Here is a 12,496-nt window from a genome sequence, read left to right as displayed (position 1 = left end):
CTTACTAGTTTTCTATGGGTGTGTGCTTTGTTACTTTTGAGCACGAAGGCTTAGCTCAGCCCCTCAATGTGTCCATCTACGATGTCTATATTGACGGCTTGAGGTATTTTTGGTAGCCCCGGCATGCGCATTATATCACCCATAACCACTACAATCATACCTGCCCCTCTATTGATAACGAGGTCGGTTACTTTCATTTCGAACCCTCTTACATCGCCAAACGCTTTGGCATCGGTACTAAAAGAGAATTGTGTTTTGGCGATACAAACAGGGAGATGCTCGAGGTGCAACTCGCGAATTCGGGAGAGAGCTTTGGCGGCTTTACTGCTGTAGGTTACGTTGCCTGCGCTGTAGACCTTGTGGGCTATCTTCTCGACTTTTTGTTCGATGGTATCGTCTAGGTCGTATGCAAACTGAAGAGGCATTGAGGGCTTATTCTCAATCGTATCAACTACCAGTTGCGCCAATTCTGCGGCACCCTTACCCCCTTCTGCGAAGGCATTGTTTACGGCAAAGCCCACTCCTAGCTCCTCTTGGCAGTGCCGGCGTACCAATTCTATCTCGCTATCAATGTCGGAAGCAAAGCGATTGAAACAAACAACTACACGCTGACCAAAGTTGCGCAGGTTGTGTACGTGCCTATCAAGGTTGGCCAATCCGCGAAGTACTCCCTCTTTATCGGGGTCTTTGATACGCTTTTCGTCCAGACCTCCGTGCAGCTTGAGGGCAGATAGGGTAGCTACCAATACGGTAAGTTTGGGTTGTAATCCTCCTACTCGGCACTTGATGTCGAAGAACTTTTCTGCCCCTAGGTCCGCCCCGAATCCAGCTTCCGTGATGGCATATTCTCCGTACGACATTGCCATCTTGGTAGCGAGTATGGAGTTACAACCATGGGCGATATTGGCAAAAGGTCCCCCATGTACAAAGGCGGGTGTATGCTCAGTGGTTTGTACCAGATTGGGCTTGATGGCATCTTTCAGCAGTACGGTAATAGCTCCGGCAACCCCAAGGTCTTTGACGGTAAAGGGCGCACCCTCTTTTGTATACCCAAGGAGAATATTTTCTATGCGGAGGCGTAGGTCCTCTAGGTCTTTTGCTAGACAGAGTATGGCCATGATCTCCGAAGCCGGAGTAATATCGAAGCCGGTTTGTCTGGGTATTCCGTCTGTGCTGTTGCCCAGCCCTGAGACAATGTTGCGCAACGAGCGGTCGTTTACGTCGAGCACTCTCTTCCAGAGCACTTCCGATAGTCCGGCGCAATTGTCTCTATTTTGGTATATATAATTATCGAGCAGAGCCGTAATCATATTATGAGCCGAGGTGATGGCATGGAAGTCTCCTGTGAAGTGGAGGTTGATATTTTCCATTGGTAGTACCTGGGCATATCCCCCACCGGCAGCACCCCCTTTTTGTCCGAAGCAGGGACCCAATGAGGGTTCGCGTAGGGCTACGATAGCGCGTTTCCCTATGTGATTAAGCCCGAGAGCTAACCCAATAGAGACGGTCGTTTTTCCCACCCCGGCCTTGTTGGGCGTGATGGCGGTAACGAGTATCAGGTTACTCTTGGCAATCTTTTCCGGACGAAGGCTACTCAGTCCTACTTTGGCAATGTGATGTCCATAAGGCTCTACATCAGCGTTGTCGATACCCAAGCCTTGGGCTATATCTTGTATCGGTTTTAGTTTTATATCGCGAGCGATTTCTATATCTGTCTTCATAGAGGCAAACTTACTATTAATTCTTGGAGCAAATATAACTAATCCCTTTGGATACAAGGTATTCCCTACGGCAATATCCTTATAGGAAAAATCAATTAAGGGAGGGGGATCTCCGCCACAGCGTGGTTTTGTAGAAATTCTTCCCTGAAAAGAAAATTTTTTCTACCCGGAATCACTAGACCTTATAGACTGAAAAAGGAAAAACTCTAGGCCAAGATTCTTTTGCCTTTTGGGCTGATTTTTTTTTGACCTCTGTATGGCCTTCAGAAAAAAGGATCGTAGAGAGAGGGAGGGACGCTGCGGAGCCGGAGTAGGCTCTGTCCATCTCTACCTCCTATTTCCCGGTAAAAAGATAGGCGACCCTGCCTTGAGACAGAGTCGCCTATTAAGAAATACGATGAGACTAAGTCTCGGGATTATATTATCTCACGATGGTTGGAACGCCACTTCTAGATTTACCGTAGAGAGGATCCGTTGGAGCATAGTCTACGTTCTTTGTTCCGTCATACTTGAGGAATTCAATATTGTCGACTTTACATTTATCGAACTTCACACCGGTAGCATCAACAATGTCACCAACAAGGCCTGCAATGTCTGTTGTAGACGAGCCATTGACACGTAGGCTTACGTAGTTAGCGCTACATCTGGTTAGTGTGTGATCCTTGTGTAGCGATCCAACCATACCTCCGATTTGAGTGCCTTTTGCCTGGATTGTGATATGTTCTACGCTACAATCCTTGAATTCGAAAGGTGTAGCAGGATTGGTATATCCAACAAGACCTCCTACGTTCTGAGTCTTGAGCCAGCTGTTAGCCCCCTTGATGAAGACGTTTTTAGCGTGTACGTTCTCTAGATTTCCGCAGAAGTATCCGATACATCCGGCAAAGTAAGCCGATTCACTATGGGTCTTTCCGGGTTCTACTTTTACGCCTTCAAGACCATTGATGGTGATGTTTTCGAAGGTTAGGTTCTTGACATCTCCATACCATACACCAAAGACACCTGTTTGTTGCTCTCTCGTGAAGAAGCCCCCTGTCTTGTAGAGGAATTTTTGTACACTGAAGTTACGTAGGGTATGCCCGTTCCCATCGAATGTACCGCAGGGACCTCCATAATTTCCATTGCGAGGGCCGATGGGGAACCAGTCAATACCATTCATATCAATGTCCGACTCGAGCTTGAAGACTTTGTTAGCTCCTAGCTCACTAGGGTGATCGGCAACCCACATGAGTTCTTCACGATTGGTGATGTGGTAGGTCTTGATGGTTGTGCCGGCAACAACACTTGTGGTGATTCTGGGTTCTTGGGCAGTTACTCCTTGAGGAGCAAACCAAGACTGATGATTGTTGTACTCTTCAACAAAGTTTTCTTCAATAACCACCTTGATGCGAGTAGCGGTAGTTAGGAGGTTACCCATGAGCGTAGTTAGGTAGTTACGTTGGATGGGTACATTCACAGTAAAGTCGTAGCTTGAGATTTCCTGACCTGTTGCGCCACCTTTCTTAGCCGTGAAGACAACGTGAAGAGGTGTTTGCTCAGACTTATCGGTCATCAGATAGTCTACAACCATGGTGCGGTTGTGCTCGTCGGAGTCGTAACCGAGCGTGTAGTCTTTATTGTCCTTGTCTATGTTTACTTCGTAGGTAACGATGCCTGCATCGGTCTTAGCCGTGAGAGGTGTACCCGTAGAAACTCCCGTTAGGAGGTTCATAGAGTTGAATCTCTTGCAATCCGTACCGTAGTACTTCATAGAGAAGTAGTCGGGCTTGTCAGCGGGTATTAAGCCCCAGTCTGTAGCAACGACACGGATCTTAGAGAAGGGACGACGGAGCACGAGAGTCTCGTTAATGGCAGTCGTACCAACATTTATATCCTTGGCGATCCAATAAGCATCGCGAGTCTCGTCGTTTAGCTGCTTGTTAGGAGCATCGAGGCAAGTGATATTGAGGAAGTCTGAGGTGTTGTAGTGAAGGTCGGCAGTCTGCCCCTGTTGTACGAAGTCAGCCCAAACAACAAACTTATATTGTCTGTTGGGAGTGAGTCGTAGCTCGTAAGTGATTTCTTCGTAGGAGTCTACGGTCTTGATCATAGGAGCAATGACAAGATCGTTATTCGCATTGTAGACAGCGAGTTTGTATCGGATGTCGTACTGCGACATGTCTACGTTAGTGATACCCCCCTTGGCGCTAGAGCTGTTAGCGGAGGCACGGAGGGCCTGCATATCTTCGGGAAGAGATAGTTTGATCACTACTTTCCCCGGATCGTTAGCGCCTACTGGTTGGTCTTGTCTCTGGCACGAAGCACCGATGAGGAGTACTGCTAGAGAAGCCAAGAAAAATTTGATTCTTTGATTCATACTTCTATTATTGCTGGTTATTTTTGATATATGATAGGGGTCTTTCCTTGGGTTACTAGAGAAAGAGGTCCCTTGTATTTCTATTTGTTTATATCTTGATGACAAACTCTCCATCAAAGTTTTCGTCGATCTGGATCCCATCGTCCTTGCCGTAGCTCTTGGTCAGGAAGTATCCCTCGAGTAGCGTCTCATGGTTCCTCAGAAGAGGAATGTGTACGTCACTTATGTGGCTAATCTCCTTGTTGTGGTCATAAATGTGGAAGTCTGCAACTACCACATTTTCCTCATTCCAAGAGGTGAATATATAGTCCAGGGCAAGAGAAACGGTTTTACGATCCGGAGAAATGTATATCTCGGGTTTGACGTTTACGCTGTAATTTACCCCAAACTTATTCGGTCTGCGCTCAGGTACATTGTATCCAACGGCAGCGAATTGGGTATAGATGATCTTTACCGTGACGTCTTCGATTTTACCTCCGGAGAGGAGATAGTCGCCGTAGTCAATAGCTTTAAGCCAATAGCGAGCATTGGGCCTCTCCATATATACGGGGATCTTGCGATCTCTGATCACTCTATAGGCATCGGCTGCAGTGGCAGGATACCCCTCCGGTGTTAGGGTAAAGTCTATGACAAAGTCTTCCGTCCCCACAGCGCAACTCCTTAGGTGAGCATTCTTTGGATAGGAGGTGAGGTCAGTGCCAATGTGTGTGAGGTCTGATGTGATATAGTGCCAGTCCTTGACCTCATTCTCTTTGATGTAGTCTGCAAAGGCCGCAACTTTATACTTCCCATTGGGCAGATACACATGTATGGTGTCTTGTGGCGGGAGAGCATCGTGAGGTCGAGTGACTACGCGTCGCTCAACTACATTTCCTGCTTCGTCGTAGATCTCGGCAGTAATTCTCATTTGATACCCCTTCCCTAGTTGGTAGGGTAGTGACGGCGTCTCATTAAGCTTGATTACTTCCGATTGGAAGGACTCATTGAAGACTACCTTTTTGTAGTAAGGCGGTGGAGTGCGGTCGGCGTTAAACTCTAGGATTACTAGAGATTTTCCGGGTATGGGGTACTCGTGGATCGTCCTATCACAAGAGATAAAAGAGAGAATGGATAGGACCATTACTATGGCTATGGATAATCTGTACTTCATCTGATATATTTCATTTGCGTGGGGTGTACCACTTGTACATGATGGTTAGTCCGGCTCTGGTTATACCCCAATAGCTTTCGTGTGTGTGGCTTTTGAATTTGGCTCCATTGTGCCAGTTGCGGTATGAGTCGTAGATATAGTCAGCGTACCCAACACCGATGTTCGCTTCTAGAGCCCATCTTTTGTTTTTGCCAAAGTTCCAAGAGTATCCGTATCCAATACCGGCATTCCACAGAGCATGGTTGGGGTCTTGGTAGCGCCCCTTGTCGTTGAGGGCAATGTTGAATCCTAGTAGAGCTCCGTGTACTCCTACGAAATGTCCCTCACCGGCCTTTTGCCCAAGCCAGTATCGAAACTCCGGCTGCGTGCCAAGAAGACGGATCTTCCTATCCGGAACACGAATGTCGTAGGGTGAGTATACAAAAGGAATGTCTATCGAGGTCTTTCTCCATAGTTCGGCCTCTATTCCGATGTTTGCCACGAGGATCGCATCAAAGAGGATATTGTTTTTGATAGCGAAGAAGCGGGTCTCAACAGAAGGCAGGAACTGAGCGTCCATCTTCGGAAGGAGGTTTGTCTTGGGGCGTGGGAGGAGCATTGGGGGCATGGGCGGAATCTTAGGCGTCTCCACGTTATAGGCCTTACATACAATGACCATGCGGGCATTTCTGAAAGGAGTGAAGAGACCATAGATAAGATTGTGCCACGTCTTCCCATTATCAATGGCTTGGATCTTTCTTTTTCTCTGATCCCAATCTTGAGTCTTATCGATAATCTCTAGGAGGCGGTCTCTGTGGGGATAGTCCTTTTCTTTGATCAGAGCTCTACGGAACCCCTCCCAGTCCTCTGCGAGGTTCTGAGTGCGAACCAAGGTTGGATCCACGGCGGTGTTTTCAAGAATAAAGTTCTTGAGAATTTCTGATCTCCAGAAGCCTAGATCATAATTGTGTGCAACGGGGCCTTCGGGGGAGGCACTACCTCCGATCCATAGATATTGAAAGTCTACTCTCTTGTCCTGAAGCACTTGATCAACGAGCGCTGCCACACTGTCGAGCTCTGGCGAGGGGATATATTTGTGCTTGTCGATCTCAAAAATGATGGGAACTAGTCCCGTCTCACTGTATGCAATGACGGAATCCGGTTTGTTGTCTGGGAGGAACACTACGTGCTTAGGGTATACCATGTGCCCGATGATGGGATTTAGTTTATCCTCTTGAGCATAAAGGGATACCCCAAAGACTAATGCAAATAGTGACGTGAGTATAATTTTTCTCATAGGAGAGCTTATATAGATTTGGTCGACAGAGAAGATGCTAAGGTATATAAATATATAGGCTTTTCTTTATCTCCGGAGATGTCGAAATCGGTATCAAGTGGGTCTTTTTTCTTCTTTTTGTGTAAAATGATGTCATGTGTAGGGTGTTCCTTTTGTGTTGTTGTGAGCTGTTTTTTTTGTTTTCAATGACAAAGATAATCTTTTATTTTTAGCTGACAAGGAAAAACGATGGTGAGTGGTGCCTTTTTGGTGTTATTTCTGATTTTTATGTTCGACTTTATCTACGTTTGTAATCTCCTTCTGAGGTGGAAGTGTCTATCCGTTCTATCGAGGGTTATTTGTACTTTTGCCCTAGATTTGTGGAAGGCAACCGCAAGCCCTTGTCCAACTATAAGGCAATGAATGAACCTAAACAAATAGAGATAGAGAACTACGACTATCCTTTACCCGACGAACGCATAGCACGTTATCCGCTCGAAGATCGCGCTGCATGCCGATTGCTTGTCTATCGGTCAGGGGAGATCTCCTCTTCTCAATTTCGGCAGATCACAGACTTTATTCCTGAGCATTCTTTGCTTATACGTAATAATACGCGCGTAATACGTGCGCGCATACATGTGCAGAAGCCTTCGGGAGCACAGATTGAGATCATGTGCCTTGAACCGGCGAATCCTGCCCAATACGAGCGAGCTTTGTCTGCCACCTCGGGTTGCTCGTGGCATTGCTTGGTGGGGAATGCCCGACGTTGGAAGGAGGGCCCTCTCGAAACGTTGGTGACCTTGCCCGCAGAGCCCGATCCTATTCTTTTTCGTATTGAGCGAGGGGAGGGAGACGAGATCCACTTTTCGTGGAATAGCGACCGCTGTACCTTTGGCGAATTATTGTCTGTAGTAGGGATTCTGCCTATCCCTCCCTATCTCCATCGGGAGACCGAAGAGAGCGACAATACAAACTACCAAACAGTCTATGCGCAATGCGATGGTTCGGTAGCAGCCCCTACGGCCGGACTTCATTTTACTCCCGAGCTATTTGAGTCTATCAAGGCAAAGGGTGTCTCCCTAGGGGAGATTACATTGCATGTGGGGGCCGGGACTTTTATGCCGGTCAAGACGACCAAGATTGGCGATCATCGGATGCACCAGGAGGTTTGTAGGGTAGAGCGAGGTATCGTGGCTCAATTAGCCAGCGGCTCTTACTCTCCCATTATTGCGGTGGGCACTACCTCTGTACGTACCTTGGAGAGCCTTTATCTGTTGGCTCTTAACCATATCGACGAATTAGGGCAGGAGGGGCATTTGCCCTTTGTGGCTCAGTGGGAACCCTACGAGACGGACTATCCGGAGGCCTCCATGCCTCAAGTGATGAGCGCTCTGCTCCGCAAAATGGACAGCCTCTCCCTCGAAGAGGTGGCTTTTAGCACGGCTTTGCTAATTGCCCCGGGCTATACCTTCCGTATTGTAGAGGGGATGGTGACCAATTTCCACCAGCCCAAGAGTACACTTCTACTGATGATCTCGGCCTTCCTAGGGGAGGATTGGAAGCGTATCTACGACTATGCCCTCAGTCACGACTACCGATTTTTGAGTTATGGTGATGGCTCACTGCTATTGCCGTAAGAACCACTTTATACGATCACACAAACTTAATCCTAAATATGATTATGAGTACGAAACAATACAGCATTGTAGGTATGCATTGTGAGCACTGCGTTGCAACCGTAGCGCGTGTGGCCTCTGAGGCAAAGGGTACTAGCCAAGTATCCGTATCTCTTGCGCAAGGGACGCTAACCATGGAGGTGGATGAGACAATCTTTGACGAAGCTCTCTTTGTAGAAACTCTGGGCGAAGAGGGATTTGGCATTAACCGATAAGTACTCCGAAAAATAGAAAGAGAGAATAAGTATTATGATAGTGATAAGTAGTAAGAAGGAGCTACAAGCCCTTCTTGAGAGAGAGCGTGAGTCTCGTAAAACTATCGGATTGGTACCCACAATGGGGGCTTTGCACGAAGGGCATCTCAGCCTTGTAAGGCAGGCAATTGCCCGCTACGATGTGTGCGTGGTGAGCATCTTTGTCAATCCTCGTCAGTTCAATAATCCCAACGATTTAGAGACCTATCCACGTCAGCCGGAGAAGGATGTTGCCCTCCTAGATAGCGTGGGTTGCCACTATGTATTTATGCCTTCTGTAGAGGAGATATACGATGGTAGTGGGGTAGAACGCACGTTCGACTTTGGTGCTATTGGTCGAGTAATGGAAGGAGTACAACGCCCCGGCCACTTCGAAGGGGTGGCTCTTATCGTGAGCAAACTCTTTGAACTCGTTGCGCCCGATGGGGCATTCTTTGGAGAGAAAGACTTCCAACAGATTGCCATAGTACGCTCTATGGTAGAGCAATGCGGCTTCAAACTATCTATTATAGCAGTGCCTATTGTACGAGAGGAGAGCGGACTAGCCCTCAGCAGTCGCAATCAGCGTCTTACCGAAGAAACACGCCCCTCGGCTCCACGTATTTACCAGACCCTCCGTGCCAGCCTAGAGCAGAAGGCAAAGGGTATGACCCCTAAGGAGATGATCGCATGGGTTACTAAGGAACTCAATGCCATCCCCTACCTTGAGGTTGAGTACTATGCTATTGTGGATGCTGTTAGCCTACAACCTCTCGAGTCTTGGGAGGATAGCAAAGATCCCGTAGGGTGCATTGCCTGCTATTGTGGAGATGTACGACTTATCGATAATATCCACTATACGAAGTGAAAGGAGATTGTATCATGCATCACCACTCCCGCTCTTTTTGGTCCGGTTATCGCCTTTCGCAATGCTTTTCGTTACTGATAGGAGTGCTATTGCTGAGTGGTGTATCGGCGTGTTCGTCTCGTAAAAAAGTCGTTTCTACGGCTCCCAATCCACCATCTCCGCCCGCCGAGGTGGAGGTGGAAGCTCCCATAGGAAGGACTATACTTTCCTCTAATGCCGAAGCTATTCGGGGCGTGTGGCTTACTACTATTTATGGTTTGGATTGGCCTTCGCGCCGGGCTGCTTCGGGACAAGAGATGGGCACCCAGCGTCGGGAGCTTTGCCGTATCCTTGATCGCTTGGCTGAGTCGCATTTCAATACCGTTTTCTTCCAAGTTCGCCATCGTGGAGACGTGATTTACCCCTCGAAGATAGAGCCGCGTGTGACCGTCTTTACGGGAGGTCGAAACAACTATCTAGACTACGATCCGTTACAATTTGCCATCGAAGAGTGCCACAAGAGGGGGCTTAGCATCCATGCCTGGATTGTTACTTTCCCTCTCGGCAACTCCTCTCATGTGCAGTCGCTAGGGGAGAATAGTGTTTGGAAGAAGCATCGCGACTGGTGTTTTACCCTACACAACGATTGGTATCTCAACCCGGGGCATCCCGAGGCGCGGAGCTATATTGCCTCTGTGGTGCGTGAGATGGTAGAGCGTTATGACCTAGACGGGGTTCATTTTGACTACGTCCGCTATCCCGATAAGATGAGGGAGAAAGAGGATCAAAACCTATATATGCGCTATGGTAAGGGACGTTCTCTTGGCGAGTGGCGTACTAGTAATATCTCGGCCTTCCTCAAAGAGGTGTCGACCGAGGTGCGTTCTGTCAAACCCCATATGCTCGTAAGTGCAGCCCCTCTGGGTAAGTTGCGTGCTCTACCCTCTATGCCTAACGTGGGATGGACAGCACGTGAGAGCGTCTTCCAAGACCCTGCAGCTTGGTATAGGGAGGGCTCGGTAGACTTTATCGTCCCCATGATGTACTATCGAGACAACCTATTCGATCCCTTTTTGTCCGACTGGAAGGCACAAATCCCCAACCTGCCCATAGTGCCGGGTCTGGCCCCTTATCGTACAGAAGATGAGAGCAAATGGACGGCTCGAGACATCGATAATCAGATGAATGCTAGCGAACGTATGGGAATGGCCGGGATTTGTTTCTATCGAGAGCTCAACATTCGTCCCAATCGCAATGGCGTAGATCGTGTGATCACTCGGCACTTTATATCCCCCGCGCGGATGCCATCATTTGCTAAGCGTGGCACCCCTCGCCCCCCTCGTCCTTTTGCCCTTACGATTGAGGATAAGGGGGCGTATTTTGAGGCATCGTGGTCTATGCCCTCCTCGTGGAATAGCTCAAAGGGAACTTTCAATCTCTATGTTTCCGTACCCGAAGGGAACCTTGCCGGCGAAGATTTCTTACTGGCAGCCCAGATTCCCACTACTCGGTACACCTTCTCTAAAGAGCTATTGCAGCAATTCTCTCGAGCTAAAACACTGGAATTCAGAGTGGAGGCTGCTAATCGTTCTTACGTGCGAGGCGAAGCGTCCGAAGCTGCCATTCTCGTGAAAGGTAACTAGGAGGCTCTTGAATGGCAGGTCTCTACCTTCACGTCCCATTCTGTAAGAGTCGTTGTGCCTATTGCGCATTTTACTCGCAAACAAATACCCGGCAGCAAGAGGCTTTTGTAACTGCTCTCTGTCGGGAGTTGGAGCTACGTCGGGAAGAATTAGCCCCATCTATCCCTATTGAGACTGTCTACTTTGGTGGAGGTACTCCCTCGCTTCTCTCTCCGTCTCAGCTTGAGAAAATCGTGGATACAATCCGGCGGGTTTACTCCCCCGAGCCCGATGCGGAATGGACTTTGGAGGGGAATCCCGATGATCTAACGCCCGAGTATGCCCATGCCCTTCGCCTTCTGGGCTTCAATAGAGTGAGCCTTGGGGTACAAAGTTTTTGCGACGAAGAGCTTCGCTTCCTCGGTCGGCGGCACACAGCGCAGCAGGTGTATAGTGCCATCGATGCCCTCCGTGCTTCCGATTTCTCCAATATAAGTATTGATCTTATTTACTCCCTCCCGGGGCAGAGTCATAGGCTTTGGCAACAAAATCTATCTGCCGCATTAGCCCTTGAGGTTCCTCATATTTCGGCCTACAACCTAACCTACGAAGAGCATACCCGCCTTGCGCATCTTGCCCATTGTGGCTCTATAGAAAAGCAATCGGACGAAGACGCCCTACTCGATTACTACTATTTGGTAGATACTCTCTACGAGCGAGGGTACGACCATTACGAGCTATCCAACTTTGCTCTTCGGGGGATGCACTCTCGTCATAACTCTGCTTATTGGGATCGGGTGCCCTATCTTGGTTTCGGCCCCTCGGCACATAGCTATCTCCCTGAGAGTAGGTATGCCAATGTGGCTCACCTACAGCGTTATGCAGAGTACCTACAACAAGGTACTATAGCAGTGGATTTTCGAGAAGACTTATCCCCTACGGATTGCTTTAACGAGTCTATTATGACGGGGTTAAGGAGGGCAAAAGGGGTTGATTTACAGCTTGTTTCTTCTTTATTTGGTGGGGATGTGAGGACCTTCTTAGAGGAGGCCGCAGCTCCATACCTTGACCAGGGATTACTCATCCTTGATGCTACTTCTCAGTATTCGATAGAGGCTCCCTCACACTCTCTTTGCAAAGATGGAGTGACAAATAAGGGGCAATTTTTACGCACTTCTAGGGAGGGGATGGTCGTTATTGACTCTATTATTAGCGATTTATTCCTCTTGTAGTAGAGCGTTTCCTTCTATATTAAGACCTTCTTATTAGATCTTACATATTTGATATTCAGATTGTTGTGAGGCGCCTCTCTCGCTATCATAGAAAAATCTCCAGAAAATAATACCTACTTGTTGGTAGTTCGAAATTAATTACTACCTTTGCAGTGTCTAAAGAGAGACAGAAACAAAACGAATAACAATAATAAAGGATTAAGGATTATGGCTTACGTAATTTCTAATGACTGTGTAGCTTGCGGAACTTGTATCAACGAATGCCCCGTAAGTGCTATTTCTGAAGGCGATATCTACAAGATTGACGCTGATTCTTGCATTGATTGCGGCTCTTGTGCTGCTGCTTGCCCCTCAGAAGCTATTTCACAGGCATAAGCGATCGTTTTAGGATCAACCCTATAAAC

General features: G+C 48.0%; 10 protein-coding genes. 6 read left to right on the top strand and 4 right to left on the bottom strand.

What is annotated here, in order from left to right:
• Positions 1-50 precede the first annotated feature (50 nt).
• The 4 genes from Q0090_RS04810 to Q0090_RS04795 all read right to left on the bottom strand — a co-directional run bounded on the left by Q0090_RS04810 (position 51) and on the right by Q0090_RS04795 (position 6,503).
• Positions 51-1,721: a formate--tetrahydrofolate ligase gene (locus Q0090_RS04810; RefSeq protein WP_297947992.1), complete on the bottom strand. Its 1,671-nt coding sequence runs from the start codon at positions 1,719-1,721 to the stop codon at positions 51-53.
• A gap of 421 nt (positions 1,722-2,142) precedes the next feature.
• Positions 2,143-4,077, bottom strand: coding sequence for a DUF6562 domain-containing protein (locus Q0090_RS04805; RefSeq protein WP_297947989.1), 1,935 nt, complete (start codon positions 4,075-4,077; stop codon positions 2,143-2,145).
• Between the two features lie 88 nt (positions 4,078-4,165).
• Positions 4,166-5,227, bottom strand: a complete 1,062-nt coding sequence (locus Q0090_RS04800) for a DUF6562 domain-containing protein (protein ID WP_297947986.1) — start codon at positions 5,225-5,227, stop codon at positions 4,166-4,168.
• Between the two features lie 10 nt (positions 5,228-5,237).
• On the bottom strand, positions 5,238-6,503 hold the full coding sequence (locus tag Q0090_RS04795) for a DUF3575 domain-containing protein (RefSeq protein WP_297947983.1): 1,266 nt from the start codon (positions 6,501-6,503) through the stop codon (positions 5,238-5,240).
• A 398-nt stretch (positions 6,504-6,901) separates the two neighbouring features.
• Here Q0090_RS04795 and Q0090_RS04790 point away from each other — a divergent pair, with 398 nt between their 5' ends.
• The 6 genes from Q0090_RS04790 to Q0090_RS04765 all read left to right on the top strand — a co-directional run bounded on the left by Q0090_RS04790 (position 6,902) and on the right by Q0090_RS04765 (position 12,467).
• Complete coding sequence (locus Q0090_RS04790) at positions 6,902-8,119, top strand: S-adenosylmethionine:tRNA ribosyltransferase-isomerase (protein ID WP_297947980.1); 1,218 nt, start codon at positions 6,902-6,904, stop codon at positions 8,117-8,119.
• 44 nt (positions 8,120-8,163) lie between these two features.
• Positions 8,164-8,373, top strand: a complete 210-nt coding sequence (locus Q0090_RS04785; RefSeq protein WP_297947977.1) for a heavy-metal-associated domain-containing protein — start codon at positions 8,164-8,166, stop codon at positions 8,371-8,373.
• A gap of 34 nt (positions 8,374-8,407) precedes the next feature.
• The gene (gene panC / locus Q0090_RS04780) at positions 8,408-9,259 is read left to right on the top strand and encodes a pantoate--beta-alanine ligase (RefSeq protein WP_297947974.1); all 852 of its coding nucleotides are present in this window, start codon (positions 8,408-8,410) and stop codon (positions 9,257-9,259) included.
• A complete protein-coding gene (locus Q0090_RS04775; protein ID WP_297947972.1) occupies positions 9,256-10,881 on the top strand; it encodes a family 10 glycosylhydrolase in 1,626 nt (541 codons plus the stop codon). Before panC ends, Q0090_RS04775 begins: the two co-directional genes overlap by 4 nt.
• Positions 10,882-10,892: 11 nt before the next feature.
• The gene (gene hemW / locus Q0090_RS04770) at positions 10,893-12,092 is read left to right on the top strand and encodes a radical SAM family heme chaperone HemW (RefSeq protein ID WP_297947969.1); all 1,200 of its coding nucleotides are present in this window, start codon (positions 10,893-10,895) and stop codon (positions 12,090-12,092) included.
• Between the two features lie 207 nt (positions 12,093-12,299).
• Positions 12,300-12,467 carry a 4Fe-4S binding protein gene (locus tag Q0090_RS04765; RefSeq protein WP_297947966.1) on the top strand — a complete coding sequence of 56 codons (168 nt, stop codon included), beginning with the start codon at positions 12,300-12,302 and terminating at the stop codon, positions 12,465-12,467.
• The last annotated feature ends 29 nt before the right edge of the window (positions 12,468-12,496 follow it).

The sequence above is a fragment of the uncultured Porphyromonas sp. genome (assembly GCF_938023125.1).
Taxonomy (GTDB): Bacteria; Bacteroidota; Bacteroidia; order Bacteroidales; family Porphyromonadaceae; genus Porphyromonas.
This window is presented reverse-complemented; position numbering and strand designations above follow the sequence as displayed.